We start from the raw sequence: 22746 nt of genomic DNA, 5'->3' as shown, positions 1-22746 counted from the left end.
GCTGTGGGCTCAGCGAGGTACCCCCTGCATCCGATGAGCGCCACGCTCATATGGGGCCGGCGCCCGTTGGCCGTTGGAGTGGACGGTGCACTCCTGGTCGTCCGGGTATCCGCAACGTTGAGGCAGTCGACCTGGACCCAATGCTTCCGCGAGGGTATACACTGGGCTTGTCTCTTTGGCGGAGAGCATCATGAAAACGCAAAATCTCTCGGGCCCAGACAGGCTGTTGGCAGTATGGCGAAACCTGAATGCTCACGCGGCCAGCGACGGAAGGGTCGGATACGAAGTCGACCAGCTGGGACGAGTCGTCGACCATCGACGGGTGTGTCCATGGCATCAACTCCTGGTCACCGACATGTTCTGCCAGCTTGCCTCGCAGTTGGGGCCTCGCGTGGCGATGCGTCAGCCGGTATCAACCCGGTCGTTCGGTATCCGCATTGCCGACGTCGTGTGGATGCCCGAGGAGAAGTGGCCGGAAATCGATTCGGACGCCCCGTTACCTTCCGTTCCCGACCTATGCATCGAGGTGCTCGCGGACGACAATGACGCCGACCAGGTTGAGCGCAAGGCTGACGCCTACCTCAACAGCGGTGCGCAGGAAGTCATCATCGTCGGCCCCCTCGGGAAGGTTGAATTTCGAGGACTAGACGGTCCGCGTGCGTCATCCTTGTTTCGCGTGACCCTCGACCCGGACCCGATGTTTTTCGCGTGGGCGTGACGTGCATCGGCATTGCTCAAAACATCTCTCCTAAAAGCAGTGGTGAAAATCGGACCTGGTTTCAGAGGTGGTACCGGTCAAAGTTGTCGAAATTTCGATAAGCGAGGAGTTTCTGACCTCGCGGCGCTTCATGTGCTGGCGCCAACACAATATTGACCCGCTCGCCAACATTAGACTGACCAGCCGGGTTGGGCCGCGAGTTGTCGATGGCGGAGTTGTTTTCCCAATTGTCAAGCTGGTCAGTTCGATGTCGGCAAATGGGTGAAACTGGTACCGGCGAGAAGAGAGCACGAGGGCAAACTAGAATGTTGGAAGCAGCGTTGGACAATGTGCACGCGGCGTTGATGGGCTTTGCAGTCCAGCACGACGCGCTATTTTCGCTGTTGCTGGTCGCTCCTGCGGCCGTCGCCTGTTTTTTCGCATATTTCATCGTCCGCTACCATGTGCGGGTTGCCCCTGCCGTCATGCACGGGCGCAGGGCTGTGTCTACTGGACTCTTCGCGTTGTTCCTCACGGCCAGTGACCAGTATGCATTGCCGCGTGTACTGCGCGCACTCTCGTTCGACACGATGTGCGCCGCCATTCCGTTCATGATGCTTGCCCTTGGCGCGTGCTGGGGTGTATTCCTGGCAAGCGTCATGGCGTGGTGGCATACCCGCCTGGTTGCCCACTGAATCAGGTTCTAACAAAGTCCAACTGACAACTTGAACCTGCTCCTGCAATGCTGAAGAAGGTACTCCGGTCGCCTTCGTTCATGGCGCGTGGGCGATTGGCGTAGACCGAATCCGCTACGCGAAGCAACTGCGAGAATCGTTACGCTCCGGGCCGGGCTTATCGTCGACGTCTGAACAGGCCGGTCGGCTGTCGCGACTGATACCCGACATTTTCTCGGTTTGGCTGGCGTGAGCGTGGTTCGAGCGCCAACCTGCGAGCTTCGTCTGCCTGCGGCGAACTTTCCGACAACTCGTCGTTGTTCCAGATCCAGAGGGGCAGAACTGTAATGACAGCCCAGTTAGCCATGTCCTGCACGACGACATAACTGCGGTCGTCGACTTTACTGTAGATGAGGTAGCAGCGCCGGTTGGGCGGAACCTCCCCAAGTGACACGCGTCGACCTGCGTCCACCATTTCTCGAACAGAGGTTGCCGACAAGGTAGACCGTTGACTCACTCGTTCCTTCGCGTGAGGTGCGACCCACGACCGTCGATTGCTGGACCGTCTCTTCGAGAAATGCATCTTCGCCTCCCACGCATTGCTGCGGCAGTCAGGCAATCCTATTCCGTGTCGGGGCGCATCGCAACGCGGGCAATGGATGTTCTGAGGAGCTGGTCCGCGGATGCGCTGCGCCACTCGGTAGCGGCGACCGGCCATGCTGCTTGACGCTATCTATGAAGGCTGCAACGAAATCCAGGAACGTCTTGACGACCAGGGCTACAAGGTCACAGCACTTGGCAACATGGTGTAGAGCGAAGCGCGCACCGCCGTGCTCGAAAACATCACGCTCGCCGCGCTTGACTGTTACTTCGAGATGCATGAGAAGGAACCTGAGACCGTCTCACAGGTAAACGCATCAAGCCTGGTTTGACACAACGAGCACGTACGAGACTTCAGCCAAATCCGATTCGAAGCCCCACCGCGCTTATGCCTAGTGCAGCCTTCGTGTTGGCGGGCTCACCACCTGCGCGCGGTTCGAGGGCGGGAAGAATCCTTAAAACAAGGCTTGTCGGCAAGATTCGAGAGACCCGAAAACATGCTTCTGGTTCTCCTTAGTCGTCTTCGTTCTTAGGTAACGGAGGATTTTTCGGCGGTATCTGATTGGACTCGCGAAGGAGTCCGGTGTCCATAGTCGGCGCGCTTGCAGGCGGCCCGAGGTCACGGAGCCGCAAGTCAGCCTCTTACTCTGGTGTAAGTGGACCGCCGAAGATGTCGTCAAACGGCCCGCCGTGACTATTGCGCAAGATGAGAATCGCGGCCTGAATCTCTTTTAACGCTCTCTCAAAATCTCCGCGTGCCTCCAGCCGCTGGGCGTTCGTGCCAGCCGTAGCCAGCAACATTCGGTCGCGGTCTCGAAGCAAATCGTAACCCCATGAGCGAAGGCGCTTCTTTGTATCGTCGAGCGCCCAGCCGCACTTGAATGCCTGGGTTTTGAATGGCTCCGGCGCATTCTTCCAGATGCTTTCCGTCGCGCGTTCAAGTTGCTCCATCGCCTGCAGATATTGAGAAACGTCCATCTGCCGCTCCTTGGTCTGTCCCGCAACCACGAGCCTCAAGGGCCGCCAGTTTGCTGACGCGCTCGCGCGTAGGCGGCAGCCCCCGTCGGCGCAATCAGCGAACGGTGCCAACCCTCAAATTGGTCCCTGCGCACGCATGTCCATTGGCGCGTACACCTCTGAGAATCCGAGCAGAGAAGGAAGAAGATACTCCACATCGCGCGTCGTCCGCGAATTTGAGATGTCCGGAAATTGGCTTCTGGTTCTCTTCAGGCGTCCTCTTTCTTCGGCATAGGAGGTGTTTTCGTCGGTATTTGATTGGACTCGCCAGGCCGTCCGGTGTTCATCGTCGGCGCGCTTTTCACTGACGTCGGTGACGCAACCTCGGAAGCGACCGCTCGGACAAAACGACGGCGCACGAATCGCGCCGCCATGCCACCTCTACGAGCGAACACGGGTGCCGCGCAGGGTCCAGAAAAACCGTTCTTGCGAGCAGTAACAAACGAACGTCCGCATTTCCTCCTGCCACAGTGGGGGCGCGGCGATTATGCTCTGGCTGCTTCTGTCCCTGTTCGACGCGCCGACCCATTAGTCTTGCAAGCGCGTGAGTGTCTTGCTTCGACCGTCCTGCGGAGCCGGCTTACCGGCAACGCAGAGGGGATGGTGGGTACACGCCTCCACGCTCGCTGAAGGGAGATGTTTCGTGGCTCGGCGTGAGTCTGCCGTTGGTGACGGCTGGCGAGGAGGTGCGTGCTGATTTGACTGATGGCGACCCCGAAAGCGTGCAGGCGAACGAGGTTGCGGCCGCTGGCGATGTCGAGCGCAATGGCGGACAAGCTGCGGACCATCCGGAGAGTGTTGAAACCATCGAACTTATTGACCCCCGTGGCGTGTAAGTCGCGAGGCCGGTGAAGTCAGCAAGTACAGCGCACAGTCTGCTCGCAAGACTCAATGGTTCGATGCCGAAGCTGAACAACCGTGGCGGGTAACAGAGGCCGAAGTGGCGGACATGGCGTGCGCCGGAAAGAACGACCAGCGCACACGACAGGTGGTCTTGTCCGGTGGCGGCCACATCGCCGCGTGGCCAAACGCGTCGGCTCGCCACGCCGGGCCACCACGCGGGTTCAGCGCTCCTTCAAATGATTACTTCACCGCCTTCGACTTCGTCGCATTCTCGACTGCCTGGTCAGCTGCCTTGGTCACCTCTGATGCGGCCTTCGTTGCGACGTCCAGGTTAGTTTGCGCGACTTCGACGGCCTGCTTCGTTGCCTTTTGCACGCTTTCCTGAGCGGTGTTGGCCAGCGTGATAGCCTGTTTCAGAAATGCGATTGTGGCTTCGGAGCCGGCCGGGGTGTTTTGTGCGAGATTTTCGACGAACGATTGAACTTGGCGGCTGACCGCCTGGTGCCGCGCATTGACTACCTCTGCCAGCTGCGTTTGTGTGGTCGACACAATCTCGGCCTGCACGTTTCGTGGAACTTCGGCCACCGTTCCTTACGACTCGACCCTAAACTGATACAGGGGTCACGAAACCGAATGGCGATTAGGCAAATAGCCGGGGCGGTTGAAGGGGATTCCGATGCCAGACGAGCACCTTTCCGGTCGATTCGACGCTGACATCAACCACGTATTGTCCAAAGTGTTCGAGATGGGCGGCTTCGTTGAATCGCAAGTCGTCAATGCGATGCAGGCGCTTACCAACGCGCGCGTACCGGGTGCAGCACCATCAGCTGGACCAAGAGAGTGCGCCCCAGGGAAAGGACTAAAAGTTATCGGGCTTGCCTGATGTTCATGCCACGCTGATTCCGTCGCAGGCTCTGAACCAATGGTTCGCGCCTCTTTGGCGGCTCTACGTATGACATTTCTAGAATCGCGCCGGCAGGTTTTCGAGGACTTCAGGCTTTTCATAACTGGATAGGTCTGCGCCTCAGCCAAATCGAGCTTCAGATTTTTGCAATCTGCGCTTCGGCCTTGTCTACAAATCGATGCCACGGATGTACCAGGCTGGCCACGCGGACGGCAATTCCATGTCCGTAAATTTGCTTCAGCGAGGTAACGGGAACGGGCATATCTTCCTCGCGTGCCGCCCCGGCGAGCAGGCGAGCCGCACTGGCTCCCCACACCGTACTCATGGCAACGCCACGTCCTGAATAAACTCCAGCGAAGAGCAGGTTTGGCCCGAGACTCATGAGTCGCGGAATACGGTCAGGAACCACGGCGAGGGTGCCCTCCCAATACGCCGCGGCCTTAAGACCCTTAAGCTGCGGAAACACACCCCGGAATTTCTGCATCACCGCATTCTGACCTCGCTCCGCAGCATCGTGCCAAAGAGTATGAGTTCCGATTGCTTCGAGCCAGCCTTCGCTGTCGTAGCGGCACGCGAACAGGTCTCTTCGCGTGTCGGAGACACCTTCGTTTCCTGGAAGCACATTCTTCCGCTGAAGTTCGCTCAACGGCTCGGTGGCAACCTGGTAAATACGCACTGGTATCAGCGAGCGGCGTAGCCCTGGCCAGAAATTCCCAGTCAGAGCGTTCGTAGTAATCAGGACACCCTTCGCCGAGACTTCGCCCGCAGAGGTTCGCACTCGCCATCTGCTCCCATCCCGAACTAATGAGATGACCGCAGACCTCTCAAAGAGGCGAATGCCTTCACTAGCGACTCCCCGCGCAAGTCCTCTGCAAAGGGCGTACGGGTTCAGATGACCGGCATTGATTGCCTTCCAGCCTCCCAAATAGTTGGTGCTTCCCATTCGCTCACTAAAGGCGTCGCGGTCGAGCCACTCCACCGAAGCGCCAAAACTTCTCCACTCGTTATAGAAGACTCGCCCCCTTTCCAATGCCTGTGTCGAATGGCAGGCCTGCATCCAGCCGTTGCGTACCGAGTCACATGAAATATCGTAGCGGTCGATTAAATCGAAAAGCTTCATCGGAGCCGTTGCAACGAGCCCGTTATATCTTTCGCCTCGAACGGGACCGAGTAGATGCTCAATCTCACTTGGGCTAGCCTTCGAATGGTGAGGAATGACTTGACCATTGTTGCGTCCTGACGCAGCTTGACCAATGCTGTCTTGTTCGAGCACGACCACTGACGCACCGAGACGTGCCAATTCTACCGCTGCGTTCAAACCAGACAAGCCTCCACCAACCACGACGTAGTCAGCCGACTGGGCCTCGGCGAGGGTCGCAGTCGACAACATCGTTTCGAACCTGGACCTGCTCAGTGACCGGCTTCTCAACGCCCGGTCAATGGAAGCGACGCTTGAACAAGCGACGAAACAGGCGCGCAGCGCCCATGTTCGGGGCGATGTGACACTCCCGACGTTGATGGACCTCAAGTCGCGCCGGCTGAACCAACGTATCGCAATCACGAAGCTCGAAGGCGCAGTGCTTGAACAGCAGGTCGAGTTGTGCACCCTGATTGGCGTAAGCGCCATTGACCACCAATCTCTTCAATAGGTCCGAGATGAAGTCCATTCGCCTTCTCGTCATTGCCGCCATCGTGAGCGCGTGGTACACGGCCGGTCCCAGCGTGCTCGCCCAGGACGTTGTGACAATGCCTGCAGTACAGAAACGCATTGTGGTGAAAGTATCTGCGCCAGCGCATGTGCAGGCCGTCTCCAACGCAGTACTGGCCGCGCCAACGGCGGGTTTTGTTTCGGGCTTGCGAATCACGCCTGGTGAAACGGTTCGAGCGGGGCAGACGATTGCGCATCTATCAACGGCGGCCGTGCTTCATTACGTTGGAGACGAAAATCAGAAGGATGCTTCTTCGCTCGGTGTAGCGTCCTTCGTCACGTTTGTCATCAGCGCGACCGTACACATCATCATGCAGCACGGTGTCGACCTGACGCTCTACGCCCCGGGGTAGCTCGCCGGGCACTGCCTGCAAGCGGCAGCAGAAAGCAGAAGCAGGCGCTTTACGCCTGCTTGACCTTCCCGCCATGGGAAGCTTCAGAATGTGGGTTCCGGTTTGCCCTGGAGGTAGAAATGAAATTCGAAGTTCTGGATCCAGACGAGGAAATTGCCCGAGAAGTGCAGCGCGGTAGCGCTCGTCCTGTTCCGTGTATCCAGCGTGCAATGCCAGCAGGTCCGGACGACGCTGGCTGAGATTGCTTAGCGCGTCATGTATGGCGTCGAGCGGGGATGTCATAGGGTTCGGGGGGCGGCGCAAGCATCAGATGTGCGCCAGGTCGGAAGTCGAGCAATGCAGCGAGTTCCTGCTGCGCTTTGAGATGCTCCTGCCCAAGCGTGTCCAGCTGCTGCAAGCTGTCCCGATACGCAGTCTCCGCGTTTATTCCAAATTGGGTGGGGATGGCTTATTGCCGTCTTCTCTTTCTCCTTGAAAGGTCACCGCGTGCAGACTTTCGTGCGACGATTTGACCTGCCCCAAAAACGTTTAGCCCTAGTTACGCAGCACTCTTATTCAAATGATGGGCCGCGCGTGACGCAACGCCGCCCCGTGCTTGGTCGTGGCGAACAGCTAGCCGTGAAACGTGTTTTCCAATGCCAAACACGTTATCTGCGAAAGCCTTCAATACCGATACCGATTGGGAAAACCCCCAGTTCCTGACGCAATTTGCAGCTTTTCAAATGTTCGGCGCTCACATGAGCATCAAGCAGTTTGTTCAACTCTACTGGGAGCGAGCCGAGGGTGGCAGGTGAGCCAGACCTCCAGTCGTTCGCTGCCATCACCGACGAACCGCCACCAGAAACGGTGTGCAGCTCCAGCCAGCGACACCTCCGGGCGCCGCCCGGGACGGGCGAATGCTGTCAATGAATTCCCGACACCGGTAGCGAGGATGAAAACGTTTTTATCGAGACAACTGTGTGACAGCCAGCGACTAGATACCGCGCAGACACGGGTTCAATTGCTGCGTGCTGTCCGACACCTCATATTTTTTAACTGCAACCTCAGGCAGGACCAACCTTGCGCGCATTATAGGTCACGCGTGTTACCAGAAATTATTTTTAAAACTTTTCCGATTTCCACCGTACTATGACGACAAATTGCTATCAGGACCGCCTATTGTCATGTCATTGAGCGAGCTCTAAAATCACTTTGAAACGCTTGTTTGGCGTCAATTAATAAGAGCAATAAGAAGGCGACTGCTACTTCGTCATCAGAGCGCGCATTACACGACTTCATTGTCGACATCGCATCGAGCTGCTCTCAAACTCTGTCTTCAACGCAACGTGTGCTGATGACATGGGGCGTTTGACTCTGCTCGAATAAACCGTAGTCCAGCAATACCTTCGGCCAACCTTTGCGCCGCTGCCTGCCGGCAATCGCGTTGGCCGCCGTTCGCCGTCCTCGAACACTTCGCGGTTGTGATTCTGGCCCTCTTCAAGAACAGGTTTGGCATGTTGGAGGTCGCCATGAAAAACTGGGTCTCGCTCATCAAGAGAGCATTGCAGGCATCGGACATCGCCACCTCAGTCGCAACGACATTGACCCAATGGGCCGTGGCGGCCGGCGAGGCCGCGACCGGGTTTGGCCGTTGGCAACGACTCGGCACCGTACACCTCGGCGAACGTGGGCAGGTTGCCCTAGCGCGAATCTTTGGATGGGCTTCACAGCCCTACTCAGTGCGTGCCGAGTTTCCGGACAGATTCCTTCGCACCGAAAGTCGACCGCTCAGTGCGACGGCACGGTTGGCTGAATTTCAATGGAGGTCCCTATGAACCGCAACTTGCAATGTCGGCGACTCACGCTCGCCTTGGCAATGGCCGGCGTCGTCCTCGGCCTCTCCTGCGCATCGAAGGCCTTCGCTCAGAGCGCGAATTCGGAGGTTTACGGGCCGGGTGCAAAAATTGCGGGCGCTACCTATGCTCAATGGTCTCAGACCTGGTGGCAATGGCTGTTGGCGATACCCGCCAACAAAAATCCGCAAAACGATACGTCGGGTCAGTTTTGCGCCACCAACCAATCGGGCCCGGTGTGGTACCTCGTGGGCAGCGGCTCTGGACAGCCGGTGATGCGCACCTGTACCGTGTCGTCGACAAGTTCAATCTTCTTTCCTCTCATCAACGTCGAGTGTTCGACTCGTGATGACCCGCCGTTTCATTGCACGGATGAAGCATCGTGCCGCGCGTGCGCTAAAAGCTTTGCCGATGAGATTGGGACAAACTCCCTGAACGCTTCGATTGATGGCGCAGTGGTCAATGGACTGCAAACCTTCCGGTTTCAATCGCCGTCGTTTTTCCCTTTTACGCTTCCCCCGAACAATATTCTCAAAGCCCCGGGGGGTGGAACGGGCTATTCCATCAGCGATGGTTACTGGCTGATGCTCAAGCCGCTGCCACCCGGCACGCACACAGTGCAATTCGGAGGTGCTTTGACATCAGGCCCGTTCGCCGGCTTTTCGGTCAATGTGATGTATACGCTGACTGTGACGCCGTGAATCCCGGTGTGTCGCGTGAGACGCGTTGCCAGCCGAATGGATTGGCTTGCGCGTCCACGGCCCTTGAACCGTAAGCCTATTAAACGAGAGAGGCGCCTATCATGAAAAACAACAGATGGCAGGCCTTCACGGCAGCGGCCGTGACCGCCTTGATGCTGGCGTTTGCAGCGAGGCCCAGCGCCTCGCAGGCGCATGCGTTTGCCGTGATTCCGCCAAACGACGCGCAAGCGCAAGCCGGGATGAACTATGGGACATGGTCGGTGAGTTGGTGGCAGTACGTTCTTTCGAAGGCGACCCCCAACAATCCACTGTTGGACCTGACCGGTCAAGACTGCGCGGTGGACCAGTCGACAAGCAGCCGGGTGTTTTTCCTCGTCGGCACGTTTGGGCCAGGAAGTGCTACCCGCAACAACTGCTCCGTGCCGGCGGGCAAGTTTTTGTTCTTCCCCCTCTTGAACTTTATTGATATCCACGTCCCGGAGGGCCTCCCTGGGGGGGACACCAACGACACTGTCCCAAAGCTTTGGAAGGATTTGCAATCGTTCATCGGGCCAGTCACTGAGCTCCATGCGAGCGTCGATGGGGTACCCGTAAGCAACCTCGTTCCTGCAATGTTCCGTGCGTGCGCCGGGCTCATTCCCCCTTGTACAGCGCCAGGGTTTAGCGTAACGCTTCCAGAAAACAATCTGTTTGGTGTCAGCGCGATGGTCTATTCCCCGGCGGTGGCGGACGGCTACTACCTGATGCTTGCACCGCTTCCCCCGGGGCCTCATACCATCAAGTTCGGCGGTGCGGGCACTTTCAACGGTACTCCATTTAGTGTGGACATCACCTACAACCTCATTGTCAGCCCGCGATGACGCATTCGGTCACGTGGTTCCCGATGTGTTCTAGACAGAGCCGGTAGGTACGTAGCGTAGGTTGGCGGCGCTGCCGCCCATTGAACGCCGCACTGCCCGCAAGGAGTCGTCATGAAGATTCCCGCTAAGTCGAGTGACGAGCGCATACCCGCTTTGCGCTCAAAGTCCGAGGAACACAGTGCCAATCGCCGGTCTTTGCTGAACGTTGCGCTGGCTACTGCAGTTGCGGTCACCGGCGCTACTGGCACCAACCACGGCCTCCGCTCAGCGCTACCGCCCTGATGAGGGAAAGGAACTCGCGCCCGGTGTCAGGCGCATCGACCTCTCGAAACGTGCATCCGAAATCCCCGCCTACAAGTCGGTGATGTTGGTGGACCTCGTGTTTCAGCCCAAGTCGAAGTTCGCGAACCCTTCCATGGCTACGGACATGGTCTGCCATTGCCTGAAGCGCGAGTTGTACATTAACCAGGGAATGGGCAAGCCGTTTGTTGCCAAGACGGGTGATGTCTGGACTTGCAAAAAGGGCATGCCCGAAACGACGGAGAATCGGAGCGACTCGGTTGTCGGCATCATGCGAATCGCATTGTTGGCAACGTGAGTGCGCAGCTCGGACAACGGTGTGCTCATTGCCGCCAAGTGGGAGGATGTAACGGATAGCGAGCGGCGCGCGTCCCTCGTCGTCGGGGTAACGAGTACTGCCTCAAGGAGACCATCACCGTTAGACTTCCATACCCAGCGCGCCAATCGATGAGTGACGCCAAATTAAAAACATTCTTTTTTGTGGTTCTTGCCGGTGTGCTTTCGTTCCTCGTGCAGCATGCTATGGCCGAGAAAGTCCAGATGCCGAAGCAAGGCACCGCAACCTACGTGACGTACTAGATGAGCCACTCGCTCGCCAATCTCGATATGGGCAACGTTGGCAATGGAGTTCTGCAGGAAGTGGTCGGCATCACGCGCAACGCGGACGGCCAGAAGCTCTTCGACTAGATGTCGGTGCGTTGTCTCTTCTTTTGGACGTCCATGGGCGGCAAAGTCGGTGGTACGGGTGCCTGCACCGAGACGGATGCGGATGGCGATAAAGTGTTTACAACGTTCGATGCGGCCAAGAGCGCCCACACGCTCGTAGGGACACATACCGCGACGACGAAGACATCGCTGCGAGGCCCGTGCGCATTTTTCAGGGGGCCGCCGACAACTATAATCCCATTGCGCCATGCCGCGCATACGTCGAGAGGTTGAGAGCTAAAGGCAAAGACGTTCAGCTTACGGAATATCCCGGCGCGGGCCATTTCTTCGACGGGCGAGCGTTCAAGCCACCCATGGCGCTTCCGCAGGCGCAGACAACACGGAACTGCCGGTGGCAGGAGGGCGAAAACGGCCAGCTCTTCAATGCCAAAACAGAGCAGCCTTATTCATACAGTGACCGCTGTGTTGAACGCGGAGTAACCCGCGCTTACGATGAGAAGGCAGCATCGGAAGCCAAAAAGGCAGTTAGGGCGTTTGTGAATGCCACGCTCAAACCGGCGCGGTCGCCGTAGGCCGGTGTCGAGAGAAGGCCGTGAGGCTCACCGGTCAATGTTGAGTTAAAGGCTTCAATGACACCAAGTACGAAGGCGAGTACTGGATGCAGGAAAAGTGAATTGGTATCGGTGGTCGCCGACACCGAGCTTGTACTAGAGTTCGCGTGGGACCACCCATGAAAGCCATGCATCGGTGTAACGGGTGCCTGCCCTGTGCTGCTTCGCGACTCGATGAGATGTGGAGAGACTAAAATGGAACAAGACGAATTCAGCGTTTTCGAGCACGACGGCTGGGAGAGGGTCGCGCAGCCGTACCACACGTATTTCGGCGACTTAACCACGCAATCCAATAGCGCCCTCCTTGATGCGTTGGATATCCGCCCCGGTGTCCGTTTTCTGGACGTGGCGTCGGGTCCCGGCTATCTCGCCGGCGCGGCCGCGCGTCGCGGCGCCGATGTCGTTGGTGTCGATTTCGCGGACGCGATGGTCGAACAAGCAAGGCGCACTTATCCCGCGCTTGCGTTCCGTGTCGGCAGCGCGGAAGACTTACCTTTTCACGACGAAAGTTTCGACGCCGTTGGCATCAGCTTCGGGATGTTGCATTTCGCGCACCCGGAGAACGCGCTCGCGGAGGCGTTTCGCGTACTCCGACCCGGTGGCAGAATTGCATTTACCGTATGGGCGACACCGGACAAAGCCGTTGGATTTGCGATGGTGCTCAAAGCAATCGAGGCGTACGGCCGAATGGATGTTCCGCTGCCTCCGGGGCCTCTGTTCTTTCGGTTCAGCGACTGGCACGGATCCGAACGCGCGCTGCTCGACGCGGGATTCAATGAGCCGCACGTCCGGGAAGTCAGCCAAACGTTGCGTATTCGCGCACCGGAAACGCCTTTCCACATGCTGATGCGCGGCGGCGTGCGCATCGCCGCAATTTTGAAAGCTCAGTCGCCCGAGGCCTTAGTCTTGATTGAAAAGTCGGTGTCCGAAGACGCGGCCGCGTATCAGAACGACGGGGAGGTTCAAGTACCGATGCCGTGTGTGCTTGCCTCTGCGACGAAGCCCTAAACGGCCCTCAGCGGGAAGTGAATGGCCGCGAGACGCCAGGCGGAGGGGCACTTGGGCGTCGCCAGCGAGCGGCATTACGCTCTCAGCTGGCTTATCGCCGACGGCGGAAGACACTGGGACGACGTCTCGCCTGGTACCTGAGATTCTCTCGTTTTGGTTGGCGCGACCGTGGCTGGAGTGCCAACCTTCGAGCTTGGTCTGCCTGCGGCGAGCTTTCCGACAGGACGCCGTTGTTCCACATCCAGAGTGGCAGAACGGTGACGACAGCCCAGTTCCCGATGTCTTGAACGACCACGAAACAGCGGTCGTCAGCTTTGCTGTAGATGAGGCACACGCGCCGGTCGGGCGGAAGCTCCCCAAGCGACACGCATCGACCTGTGTCCACCATTGCTCGAACAGACGTTACCGACATGGTGGACCGTTGACTCACCCGTTCTTTTGCGTGAGGTGCGACCCACGAACGTCGAGGGCTGGGCCGTCTCCTGGAGAAATGAATCGTTGCCTCCTACGCGTTGCTGGCGCTTCAGCGCCAGTCTATTCCCTCTTTGAATTCACCGCTCAGCGCTGGCGAGTACGAATGAGGTTAAAGGACTCACTCACGAATTGTGAAACGCTTACAGCCGCTTTACCGCTCAACGTATCTATCCAAGCGCGCTGGTTGCGCCACGACTCATTGAGCGGAACCCTGCAAGCTCGAATGACGTCGCCCGGATTCCGTGGGGCGATGGGTACGGTGCGCCGAGGGTGGCTGGTACCCTGACGACCGCGCCGAGCGAGCGACTCCTGTGAACCCAACGAGCCAGCCTGGTTCGGCGTAACGAATGAATAGGTGGCCAACACCCGCTCGGGCGCAGGAGTATATGCAGCAGTTTTTTATCTCGCGAGATGGGGCGGTTTGGCGACTTTTCGGAAGAAAGCGTCAGCTCATGGACGAGGCCGCGCTGATGGAATCCGTTGAGTCAACAGCCTCTCGTGCTGCCGCTATCGAGGACGTTGACCGGCTCGTGCTCGATATCAGGGCCGGTCGCATAGAGGTCTTCGTACTCGCTGACAGTACTGGCGAGCTATTACGCATTTACATCTTGTAAACACAGATTTTTTCTCGTGAGGCATTATGGCCGCGCGAAACCGACCGTCTTGGACGGAAGCGAGCTCGAACGTTTCTACCGCTGCAAGGTCGGACGCTAGCACCCGCACAGGTGCGTCGCCTGCGTGATTGGGACGTACAACAATAACTGGAATTTGGTAGATGGATATGTCTAAGGCAGTGAAAGCAAGGCACCCTGACGCAGCGCCGGTACCTCTTGGGCTCAGACTCCGTCGGATGCTGAGCGCACATGAAATTGCCACGCTTCTCCTATTACTTCAGGCGCCGGCCGAGCTCATGGCGGCGACGCCAGACGTGATAGCTCTTCGCGAAGTCGGCCTGGTCCAAGTTGTTGAGTCGGAGCAAGGCGGAGCCACCACGTTCGCATTGACTGCCGATGGAAGCGCCGTGTTACGCACGCTTGGCGCTGGATGTATTGACAGCAACGCGAGGCTGACGAAGCGCGAAACGGCGTTGTCGTTAGACGCGTGAGAGAGAACGCGGGCCGTTACCTCGGTGCCTCTACAAACCGTCCTAGGATGTCGGCGAGGTTTCGGAGCTGACCTGAGCGTTGTTAGCGGCGGCTTTGACGAAAGTGCCCGCTTCTGGAAACGTCCAAGCATCACGACCCGCTCGTTGTCAAAGTCTGCGTCAAGTTCCGCGCATTTCGCTGTCCCTGGTCCTCGAAGCAGTTATTAAATATCACGTGAGTCTTCGCAACGTGCGACGCGATAGACCGAATTGGCACAGCGAGTTCGCTCAACTCTTCATCGCTGTAGTCGTAGTCAAAACGAGCCGACGCCGATGCTGCACCCGTGGTGTTCCAGGTTTCCGCATTGCGTCCATGAAGCCTCACCATCGCCAGCTTTGGATTGGTCACTTCCCAAACGGTATGTGCCCGATTCGTTACGCCCGGTGGAGCATCCATTATCACGTGCACGAGGTCACGTTCGCGCAGAAATGCGAGTGTCGACGGTGCGTGTTTTTCGTCCAGCCAGGAGCTGTTGCGAAACTCAACCGCGACCGTATACCCGAGCATTCGCGTTGCGCATTCTTCGACGTGCGCACTGCCGTCAGGAGCACTCGTAAGCCAAGGCGGAAACTGAAACAGCACCGCGCCTGGTTTGTTTATCTGCCGAAGCGGCTCCAGAGTTTCGCGGTACCGGCGCCATAACTCATCGAGCACTTCTGCTGGCACGTCTTTGTAGTACAAGTTCTTCTTGCCAGTCTCCGGGATGGCTATCGCGATGTCGTTCGGCAGAACCTCGCGCGCTGTTTGATGGCCAGTCAATAAACGGAACGCTTTAAAGTTGAACGTGAAGCCGTCGGGCGTGCGCTCAACCCACAACGCGGAGTTCGATGCCGATGATATCCCGTAGTAGCTCGAGTCGACTTCGACAATCTGGAACTTCGCAACCAGCCCCGGCTCAGCGTATCAATTCTGGGCGCCTCAAGGGTTCGCTGCGCCGGGCTTACGCCCGCCCTTGACACGGGCACCGCTTTTGACCGAGCTGTCGCGTACAACCGGCGAGACTGCCTTCTTGGCGCTCCTTCAGGGAGACACTGAGCAATCCACCGCTGTCGTGCAAGACGTCTTGCGCGTACGCGTGTGCGTTGAAGGCGAGCGCGTCCTGCCAGCTCGCAGCGGCAGGAGTGGCAGGAGGGACCGAAGCCCGCTGCCACGCAGTCATACCGCCAGACTGAACTGCACGCTAACGTGAGCATTCTGGGAGTCGCGCCCACCGCAACTGGCGTACAAGCTCGATGCCGCAAACTTGCAGTATCGGAAGCCTCTTCTCTGCCGAGGTACGGGGTCGTCGTTTCATGCTTCGTACTTGAACGACAAAGATACTCGCGCTCGGTACTCAACGACCTTGCCGCTATCGACCCTCATGTCGAGCTTGCAGACTTCGGCGACTCGCAAATCACGCAGCGAGTTCGCTGCAATTTCCACAGCATTTTTCGCCGCATCCTCCCAGGAGGTTGGGCTGGTGCCGATTATTTCCGTGACGCTGTAGACGCTGGATTCGGTGTCTTGCTTGGCCATGATTCTCGCTCCTCTGGGTTAGGAGGCACGTTTTCCGCACCTCAATGATTTCATCATAGGCCGCCCTGCGTGCCACGCGTCGCTTGAAGTGGTAACGCGCGCTGCCAGAGTCCCGCCAGGATGCGGGCCAATTTCCAAGCGGGAAGCCATGGTCGATTGCACACCGGAGCGCCGGCCCGCCCGGCGGCCAGGCGCTAACGTGCACGAACTTTCTGGAACGGTCGCTGCGGCGTCGTGTCTTATTCCTACAGCGGCGCACAGAGGAGGCAGCCATGCGGACCCACTCGCGTTGCCCGTATCGCGGATACGGCATTCTGGTGCAGATAGCGGAAGTCCAAAGTCCATCGTTTAACGGAACAGAACGCCGTTTCTCAATGTCGTGGTCCAGCAAAGGAGGGGTCGCAGGCCTTGAGTCCTGATGCACAGGCAAGCACGCCAAGCGCGTCGCCTTCGTCCAGGAACATCGTCATGGCGGCGCTGTACAGGGCCCTGTTGGCGCACCCATTGATGATAGAACTCGCTGCGCTCCAGCGTACTGCCGGAAATCGCACCTTCGACAATCACGGTGCCAGACGCTGTCGCCCTGACGCCCCGCATCACCGGGTCAAGTCCCCACAAAGTGGTTCTCGTAGGACTGTGTGAATGATGTCTCCCGACTCAGGTCTGCATCTCGATGCGTCGGCCTAGGCAGTCCAGCGAAAGCCTGGCAACGGGTGACCCGGTCTGGTCGGGGATGAGCCGAAGAACGTCGGGCAAGCGAGCGGGTTCCAGCGCAGCGTCATACGTCGCTGCGACAAGGATTGCGGCGTCCCGGGACGAGGGCATGCTGCCTCCCGCCTGTAAAGCAGTGACTTGTTCAATTTTCCTGACATCTGCCTTGCGTCGCATGCTCCAACCGTACGAGCGTGCTGTCGCCACAGCGCGCCCCTACCTCTCGAGCAAAGCGACGCCGTAGTCGCCAACGCCTGCTCAGCGAGCTCTTTCTTCTACATCGAACTTCTCGCCAACCACGCTTTCCTGAGCCCGCATGTGGCACGCCGGCGTCGGGCCACACGTTGTTGTACCATCCTCCGCAGTGAAAGGGCCGGCAATTTCCTGATGGCTTACAACACCGTGAAGTAGGTGGCCCTCTTCGGTCAGCACGAATCTAATGTCAATGATGGTGGAAGCGATGGGAGCAGGAAACGTAATGTGCATAACGCCCGTGCAGTTCGGGAAGACGGTATATGTGCCGGTTTCGCCCGTATCAAATCCGGTCGTCGGGTCTGTCAATCCGGGCCGTTTAAACCCGTCACTAGAGACGTAGTCAGACCGGGTGAAGGCACCAGTGCCATCAAACTTCTGGATAAACACTGCGTCAACGATGTCGGGATTGGGTATTCGGTGTGGATTGCCGTCTGCGTCGAAGAAGCCGATGAATTCGCCGCGAAGCGAAAAGCCGTAGAGGCCTTTGAGCGTCGCGTTCGAACACCTATCTTCTGCATGCGCCGTACCACTTACGGTCAGCAATGCGGCGCTTGCAAGCACCGCCCCTTTCCAGAATTTGCGCGTCATGTTTCATCTCCAGTTTGCTGGTTAAGAGGTCCGTGGACGCCGCCCCGCCTGAATTGTGTTTATTTGGACTCCGGTGGCGTGCAGAAGGGACGGCCGGCGCATGAATGCCGCCAAAACGCGGACACGGCTCGATAACTCGCTATCGGGATGCTTCGCGAGCCACACGACAATATTAGGAAATCGGGTCGTACTTTCCGGCCAATATTCAGACGTGTTAAGGAAATTGAAAGCGGCATGTCATAGCGCTGATACATGCTTTGCCTTGTGAGTGAAAGCTCTCTCCGGTTGCGCGCCACCGGATTGGGGCGCGCAATCGACGTCCACGCCGACGGCCTGGACGAAATGAAGCATGAGAGCATGAAGGTCCATCACTTGAAAATGGACTTCCGTGGACGGCAGTTATTGGCAATTGCAGAGGTTCGTTCTTCCAACCTGTCCCGAGACTGTCGGTCGTGAAATGATTCGTCATGCGACTCGCCGGTGGAAGGGACTGGATTCCCTTCACGATTGTCTCCAGTAGGCATTACCGGTGTCGCCTTCATCTTCTGCAGTGCTTGCCATTTAGACTTCAACCATTCGCGTGGTCCCATGCTTTCACCTTTCATACTGGAATGGATGCGGGTCAGATACGAACGGAAAGTCGCTGATGCATGAGCCGCGCCGCTCTTTGTTCTTCCCACATGAACACCACACTACTCACCGGTTTTCGCGCAACGCGTTCGATACCGAGCTCTCCGGCGACGCCCCAATATTCAGTCAGCTTTGGCGAGGATGAGACCGGGATTGCATTCGAGGTAATCCCCGTTACCAATCTCGCACCGCCGTTTCACCTGTGTCCAACATCCCTTCCTACACTTCGAGCCGTAGTCACTGACATTGCATTCGAATGTGCGAGGAGTAGCGAAGATGAAAAAAAAGATACTTGGTGCAGCACTTGGTCGGGCGGTTCTGGTGGCATCAACGGCACCATCCGCGCACATGGACGTAGCCATCGGATTGGGCGTTCCCGGACCCGTGTATGCGCCGGCCCAGTGTACGCACCCCTGCCTCCCGTCGTGTATGCTCCCGCACCTGTCGCCGTCGCGTACGGTGGTGACGACGACTGGCGAGTCCGCGAATGGCGCGAACGTCGCGAGTGGCGTGAACGTGAATGGCGCCGCCGGGAATGGCGTGAGGACGAGTGGCGCGAGCGTCATGATTGGCGCGGGTATTGAAACGACGCCGGAAGGCGCCACATCCGAAAAATCCAACCTCCGAGTATCTTCGAATGAAAGCTAGCCCGATAGGAATCGCCTTGATTGCCACGACGCTGGTCTCCGCGACGGTATGCGTGTCAGCATTCGAGGATGCAGGCCTGTGGCGCACGCTTCATTGACAGATTCTATTTGCGATTTCCACCGTCGCGACCTTCACTACACTGCTACCAGTAGTGGATGGAGGACATATGAAGACGGCCGCCGACCCGCAGAAAATTGTCCATGACATCGCCGAGTCCACGCACAACGACGAAGAATTGGTGTCGAAGATGTACGCTGACGCCGTTGCAGATTATCAGCGTGAAGCGCGCATTCTGGATTACATTCCTCTTTTTGCAGCAAAGCGCGTACGGGAAGGCCTGAAATCCCGAACAGCAAGGTAGTGCAGAATCTTCCGTACACTGCCGGGTCACCTTGCCCGAGTTCGGGGCGAGCTAAGCCCTGGATGTCCGCAGCACCCGAGAACGCGAAGACTCAGCAGTGGCTGTCCACCCAAGCACGTGCCCAGTCTAGACCGACTAGATGGGCCTCTTCTTCGGTCTCAAAGCTGCCGAGGACGCCCGAGGCCTCAACAAGCTTGTTGTGCTGGGTGATGGTGCCGCTTGCCGCATATCGTTCCGGGTGAAGAATGTCTTCCTGTTGAACGATGGCGTGGCCCCAGATGCGGAATCCCCTGTAGCTCTGAGTTTCCACTAGCGCGTAACCTCGACAGTTGAACGGAGCGAATTCACGCGAAGTACGTTTCCTTCGGGAGTTATCTGCCGTGGAATTTCTGATACGTCTGGCGCAACAACTCGCGCACCATCACCGACGATATGCTGCCTTGTGGCCTGCTTGGTGACCGCAGCCGTCGTGCGATGCGTCCTTGTCTTTACCACGTGGGGCAGGAGCCGCTTAGGCTTCAATGGTTTCAGAGGGGTCGAGTGCTGATGTATCCCGCCCCGCGCCTCTGGTGGGTCCCAGACCTCGATATAGCGCTCGCCCGCGAATGCGGTCGACATGCACGCTAGCAACAGCAATCCGCCGCCAAACAATTTCACAGTTTCTTCTCCACATTGCGACGCTTCAGCGAATCGCAGCAGCGGACGACTTGTCCCACGCACGAGTCCTCGCAGCCTTCAGTAGTGACGGTCCCGCACCGCGTCGTCGACGCGCCAGACATTTGTTTGCATGGGACTTGCCGTGCCAATCGACCGACCATTTTCGCATGCATAAAACGTCGGCTCGCCGGCCTTGCCGCGACGGATGGCCTCATCAATTTCCCGCTCGCCAAACGCCGCTTTCATGTCCGCGACAAACGCCGCAATTTCCGGCATCGGGACGTCTTCCCTCTGCTCGGCACGTTGAAGACTAGCAGCAGGGGCCTTTGTTAGTGACGCTACGCCGTCGAGGGCCGTTGGCACTCCCTTTACTCGAACAAGAGGGCTTCAACTCTCGCCAATACTTCATCCGCCATGTATTGCGGCACCGTTTCTTTGAATCTGACATTGCGCGCGCGCCAAACCAAAGATTTCAACTGGTGGCAATGAACAGCACCTTGGGTGTCCGTGCCGGAACCCATCAGTGTAACGACAGTTCCATAGGTCCGGGCTGGAGCGGCCGCTCCCTGCGAAATGAGGCAGATTATCGCCCAAGCCTTGCTGGTTAAAGGCCTTGCCGCTCAGCACCAGTCCGAAGTGCGGACCTCTCATTTCCCGTCCGGAAGCCGGGTCGAATTCGAGGTGAACAATATCCCCGCGATTCGGCTTGACGGAAGGCTCGCAAGTCGTGCCTAGGTGGCAGAATGACCAGGACAGCGCCTGAATATGGGTTATGCTCAAGCAGCATCTCGCACGACGGTACATAAGCCATCAGCCGTTCTCCAGTCACCATGAGTCGAGGGTTGGGATGAGATGCCGTCCGTTGGCGCTCCGGCCATCGCGTGGGTCAAAAAGCTATGGCGAGCGCGTTGGCTTGAGCGTCATCGCGACAAATTCGGCCATGTCCTTCCTAACTTGCGTCGCTGCTGCCTCGTTGTATGCCAGGGTCGTGCCGCGTTCAACGCAGGGGTCGCTGTATGAAAACGGCTGCTTGGTTTTGGCATTAACGAACTGCCCGTGGTCTCCTTCCTCCACTTGACAGTTTCGGGTCGTCAGCGCTTGTGGCAGCACTCGCGGCGGATTGTACGCTCGAGCGTCGAATGTATGTCCAGCCCCCTGGTACTCGATAAGCTGAACGTCTTTACCCTTGGCTTTCAGCCTGTCAACGTAGTCCCGGCATGCCCCAATCGAGGTGTAGTTATCGGCAGTCCCCATAAACACACGCACTGGCTGCGCAGTGAGGTCGTCATCGTCGCGGTACCGAAAGTTACAGCTCGGATAGAAAGCAACAGAGGCTGCGAAATGGGCCTCTGACGCAGCTGCATGCATGCGCTGAAACCGCATGAGGCTCGCGTAAAGCGTACTGTGGCCGCCTCTGGAGAAACCCATCAGCATCACACGCGTTGCGTCGATTCTCGGATGTTTTACCAACAGCGCGAGCGCGCGGTACGCATCCTCCGTTTGCGCCAGTTGGCCGAGCCGCGATGGGTCGTCGTTCGTGTTGACGATACCGCGACTCGTGAAGCTGTCGACGACGAAAGTCGCGACGCCCATCGCAAGCAAATCCCGCTCCCAATCGAGGACAAGGCCGCAGGCGCCGCACGCCCCATGCAGCAGAACGACGAGCGGGAATCGCTCGTTGCCCGCGCGCGGCAGGCGCAGTTCGCCGGCGATGGTCACCGGCTTGCCGTCCTCGCGGCCTGTCAAGAATTCCTGGTCGGTCAGTGTCAGCGACTCAAAGGGGGTGACTTCCATACGCGCAGCCTGTGCGTGTACGGTGTCCGGCAGCAGAGCGATGAGTAGGCAGAACGCATTGAAGACAACGTGCCAAAAACCGGTGCGCGGAAGCATGACCTCCTCCTTTTTAAGCACGTGTTGGTTGATGACCTTGTGGCAGCAACGTAGACCGGTTGTGGCAACTACTGAGGCCTGGCAAGCAGCCAAGCCAACCTTGGCCAGGCGGCGGTGCTCGGCACCGCCCGATGACCTTACGACCCGAGTGGTACTCGCGGTTGGCAAGCCCTACGAACCCATCGTGATGAGAAGCGTCACATCCTTCGGGATAGTCACCGCCTTGTGGCCCGGCACGCCCTTCGGGATACTGGACGTGCTGCGATAATGAATCGTGGTGCATGCTGGGGGCAACTGAACAACCGTCCCATCTCGGCTGACCAAAGCGAGATTCTCATTTCTTGATGTACACGATATACAGGACGATTTCAGTGTCCCCCAAATTCTTGAAGATGTGCGGCGGGCCGGCATCGAAGGACTCTACGTCGCCAGTCTGGTACTGGCCAACCTCTTTTCTGCCATCGGCGTAAATGCGCTGGAATTTGCCGCCCTTGATAGCGCGCACGACCCGAAACGGGCGAGCGATGTTCGGACTTTCCGCTCCCGGCTTGAAAGTGTTCTCGGCTACTTTCACTCTTTCATTATCGACAAACACTTTCTGTTCCATTTTCGGCGCTCCAGTCTCCTGCGCCCGGGCCGTACCGCTCCCGAATACCAGCGCAAAAGCTGATAACAGTCCGACGACCGTGTTCCTTGTTGCCTTCATTTGCTCCTCCTTTTTTCTTCGACCGGTTCAGTAAGGCAAACGTGCATCGCGGCGCCGGAACCACTGGCCACACGCGGCGGGCCTACCGACTCGGAACGCAAAACATACCAATTCAGCGGAACGCGAAGCCTCCCTTGATATTGGCCGGGCTTCAACCGAAGAGTAGAAGGTTCGAACTGAAAAGCAAACAAATTGGGGCCGTCAACGGCTCAGAAACCAGACTGCGCACATCCTCTGCACAGGCGTGACGTTCATGTTCCAGAATATGGTTGGAGCCGATAGCGACGACATAAATCCCAGCGCCAGCAATGCGCTCCTCGGGGGGATTCCACACTGCTTCCTAAAAGTCTCACCGTCCCGCCGGACTGCAATCTTGCAAACGGAAAGAATCG

The 22746-nt window shown here is 58.1% G+C and carries 24 protein-coding genes and 3 pseudogenes; 14 read left to right on the top strand and 13 right to left on the bottom strand.

Annotated elements, in window-relative coordinates; genetic code table 11:
- Positions 1 to 190: 190 nt before the first annotated feature.
- Both OKW43_RS28635 and OKW43_RS28630 read left to right on the top strand, forming a co-directional pair.
- Positions 191 to 718, top strand: coding sequence for a Uma2 family endonuclease (locus OKW43_RS28635; RefSeq protein ID WP_429451145.1), 528 nt, complete (start codon positions 191 to 193; stop codon positions 716 to 718).
- A gap of 305 nt (positions 719 to 1023) precedes the next feature.
- Complete coding sequence (locus OKW43_RS28630; protein ID WP_429451143.1) at positions 1024 to 1392, top strand: hypothetical protein; 369 nt, start codon at positions 1024 to 1026, stop codon at positions 1390 to 1392.
- Positions 1393 to 2613: 1221 nt separating this feature from the next.
- Here OKW43_RS28630 and OKW43_RS28625 read toward each other — a convergent pair.
- Entirely contained in the window at positions 2614 to 2949 is a 336-nt protein-coding gene (locus OKW43_RS28625; protein WP_429451141.1) for a hypothetical protein, read from the bottom strand.
- Positions 2950 to 3641: 692 nt separating this feature from the next.
- Here OKW43_RS28625 and OKW43_RS28620 point away from each other — a divergent pair.
- Entirely contained in the window at positions 3642 to 3824 is a 183-nt protein-coding gene (locus OKW43_RS28620) for a hypothetical protein (protein WP_429451139.1), read from the top strand.
- Between the two features lie 247 nt (positions 3825 to 4071).
- Here the strand turns inward: OKW43_RS28620 and OKW43_RS28615 are convergent, their stop codons facing one another.
- Positions 4072 to 4416 carry a hypothetical protein gene (locus tag OKW43_RS28615; RefSeq protein WP_429451137.1) on the bottom strand — a complete coding sequence of 115 codons (345 nt, stop codon included), beginning with the start codon at positions 4414 to 4416 and terminating at the stop codon, positions 4072 to 4074.
- A 91-nt stretch (positions 4417 to 4507) separates the two neighbouring features.
- On the opposite strand from OKW43_RS28615, the gene OKW43_RS28610 reads away from it, so the two are divergent.
- Positions 4508 to 4714 (top strand): hypothetical protein, encoded by a 207-nt coding sequence (locus OKW43_RS28610; protein ID WP_429451135.1) that lies wholly within the window; start codon positions 4508 to 4510, stop codon positions 4712 to 4714.
- A gap of 157 nt (positions 4715 to 4871) precedes the next feature.
- Here the strand turns inward: OKW43_RS28610 and OKW43_RS28605 are convergent, their stop codons facing one another.
- Both OKW43_RS28605 and OKW43_RS28600 read right to left on the bottom strand, forming a co-directional pair.
- On the bottom strand, positions 4872 to 6125 hold the full coding sequence (locus OKW43_RS28605) for an NAD(P)/FAD-dependent oxidoreductase (RefSeq protein ID WP_429451133.1): 1254 nt from the start codon (positions 6123 to 6125) through the stop codon (positions 4872 to 4874).
- Positions 6126 to 6171: 46 nt separating this feature from the next.
- Complete coding sequence (locus tag OKW43_RS28600) at positions 6172 to 6402, bottom strand: hypothetical protein (RefSeq protein ID WP_429451131.1); 231 nt, start codon at positions 6400 to 6402, stop codon at positions 6172 to 6174.
- Between OKW43_RS28600 and OKW43_RS28595 the strand changes: the two genes are divergently transcribed.
- From OKW43_RS28595 to OKW43_RS28580, 4 genes are all read left to right on the top strand, one after another.
- Positions 6392 to 6796 carry a hypothetical protein gene (locus OKW43_RS28595; protein ID WP_429451129.1) on the top strand — a complete coding sequence of 135 codons (405 nt, stop codon included), beginning with the start codon at positions 6392 to 6394 and terminating at the stop codon, positions 6794 to 6796. The genes OKW43_RS28600 and OKW43_RS28595 overlap by 11 nt on opposite strands.
- A 1810-nt stretch (positions 6797 to 8606) precedes the next feature.
- Entirely contained in the window at positions 8607 to 9329 is a 723-nt protein-coding gene (locus tag OKW43_RS28590) for a hypothetical protein (protein WP_429451127.1), read from the top strand.
- 101 nt (positions 9330 to 9430) lie between these two features.
- The gene (locus OKW43_RS28585) at positions 9431 to 10189 is read left to right on the top strand and encodes a hypothetical protein (protein WP_429451125.1); all 759 of its coding nucleotides are present in this window, start codon (positions 9431 to 9433) and stop codon (positions 10187 to 10189) included.
- 205 nt (positions 10190 to 10394) lie between these two features.
- Positions 10395 to 10787, top strand: a complete 393-nt coding sequence (locus OKW43_RS28580) for a hypothetical protein (protein ID WP_429451123.1) — start codon at positions 10395 to 10397, stop codon at positions 10785 to 10787.
- A 164-nt stretch (positions 10788 to 10951) separates the two neighbouring features.
- Here OKW43_RS28580 and OKW43_RS28575 read toward each other — a convergent pair whose 3' ends face one another.
- A complete protein-coding gene (locus OKW43_RS28575) occupies positions 10952 to 11305 on the bottom strand; it encodes a hypothetical protein (RefSeq protein WP_429451121.1) in 354 nt (117 codons plus the stop codon).
- Positions 11306 to 11355: 50 nt separating this feature from the next.
- On the opposite strand from OKW43_RS28575, the gene OKW43_RS28570 reads away from it, so the two are divergent.
- The 4 genes and pseudogenes from OKW43_RS28570 to OKW43_RS28555 form a co-directional block, all read left to right on the top strand.
- Positions 11356 to 11727 carry a hypothetical protein gene (locus OKW43_RS28570; protein ID WP_429451119.1) on the top strand — a complete coding sequence of 124 codons (372 nt, stop codon included), beginning with the start codon at positions 11356 to 11358 and terminating at the stop codon, positions 11725 to 11727.
- A gap of 234 nt (positions 11728 to 11961) precedes the next feature.
- Positions 11962 to 12774, top strand: coding sequence for a class I SAM-dependent methyltransferase (locus OKW43_RS28565; protein WP_429451117.1), 813 nt, complete (start codon positions 11962 to 11964; stop codon positions 12772 to 12774).
- Between the two features lie 821 nt (positions 12775 to 13595).
- Entirely contained in the window at positions 13596 to 13862 is a 267-nt protein-coding gene (locus tag OKW43_RS28560; protein ID WP_429451115.1) for a hypothetical protein, read from the top strand.
- A 161-nt stretch (positions 13863 to 14023) separates the two neighbouring features.
- Positions 14024 to 14287, top strand: a pseudogene (locus OKW43_RS28555) (hypothetical protein); the annotation flags it as partial.
- Between the two features lie 196 nt (positions 14288 to 14483).
- Here OKW43_RS28555 and OKW43_RS28550 read toward each other — a convergent pair.
- The 3 genes from OKW43_RS28550 to OKW43_RS28540 all read right to left on the bottom strand — a co-directional run bounded on the left by OKW43_RS28550 (position 14484) and on the right by OKW43_RS28540 (position 17462).
- Entirely contained in the window at positions 14484 to 15263 is a 780-nt protein-coding gene (locus OKW43_RS28550; RefSeq protein ID WP_429451805.1) for a DUF72 domain-containing protein, read from the bottom strand.
- A 420-nt stretch (positions 15264 to 15683) separates the two neighbouring features.
- Entirely contained in the window at positions 15684 to 15908 is a 225-nt protein-coding gene (locus OKW43_RS28545) for a dodecin family protein (RefSeq protein WP_018419043.1), read from the bottom strand.
- Positions 15909 to 16877: 969 nt separating this feature from the next.
- Entirely contained in the window at positions 16878 to 17462 is a 585-nt protein-coding gene (locus OKW43_RS28540) for a hypothetical protein (protein ID WP_429451114.1), read from the bottom strand.
- Between the two features lie 906 nt (positions 17463 to 18368).
- Here OKW43_RS28540 and OKW43_RS28535 point away from each other — a divergent pair.
- Positions 18369 to 18676: pseudogene (locus tag OKW43_RS28535) on the top strand (hypothetical protein).
- Between the two features lie 230 nt (positions 18677 to 18906).
- The gene (locus tag OKW43_RS28530; protein WP_429451112.1) at positions 18907 to 19101 is read left to right on the top strand and encodes a DUF3562 domain-containing protein; all 195 of its coding nucleotides are present in this window, start codon (positions 18907 to 18909) and stop codon (positions 19099 to 19101) included.
- A gap of 91 nt (positions 19102 to 19192) precedes the next feature.
- On the opposite strand, the gene OKW43_RS28525 is transcribed toward OKW43_RS28530, so the two are convergent.
- The 5 genes and pseudogenes from OKW43_RS28525 to OKW43_RS28505 all read right to left on the bottom strand — a co-directional run bounded on the left by OKW43_RS28525 (position 19193) and on the right by OKW43_RS28505 (position 22354).
- Positions 19193 to 19411, bottom strand: a complete 219-nt coding sequence (locus tag OKW43_RS28525; protein ID WP_429451110.1) for a hypothetical protein — start codon at positions 19409 to 19411, stop codon at positions 19193 to 19195.
- Positions 19412 to 19754: 343 nt separating this feature from the next.
- Positions 19755 to 20034 (bottom strand): annotated as a pseudogene (locus tag OKW43_RS28520) (hypothetical protein).
- A 92-nt stretch (positions 20035 to 20126) separates the two neighbouring features.
- A complete protein-coding gene (locus OKW43_RS28515; protein WP_429451803.1) occupies positions 20127 to 20333 on the bottom strand; it encodes a hypothetical protein in 207 nt (68 codons plus the stop codon).
- Positions 20334 to 20652: 319 nt separating this feature from the next.
- Positions 20653 to 21648, bottom strand: a complete 996-nt coding sequence (locus tag OKW43_RS28510) for a dienelactone hydrolase family protein (RefSeq protein WP_429451108.1) — start codon at positions 21646 to 21648, stop codon at positions 20653 to 20655.
- Between the two features lie 334 nt (positions 21649 to 21982).
- Positions 21983 to 22354 carry a cupin domain-containing protein gene (locus OKW43_RS28505; RefSeq protein ID WP_429451106.1) on the bottom strand — a complete coding sequence of 124 codons (372 nt, stop codon included), beginning with the start codon at positions 22352 to 22354 and terminating at the stop codon, positions 21983 to 21985.
- Positions 22355 to 22746: the final 392 nt, after the last annotated feature.

Origin of the sequence: Paraburkholderia sp. WC7.3g, from assembly GCF_050436345.1 — a bacterium.
GTDB lineage: Bacteria > Pseudomonadota > Gammaproteobacteria > Burkholderiales > Burkholderiaceae > Paraburkholderia > Paraburkholderia podalyriae.
The sequence above is the reverse complement of the archived record's forward strand: the minus strand, read 5'-3'. Positions and strand labels throughout refer to the sequence as shown.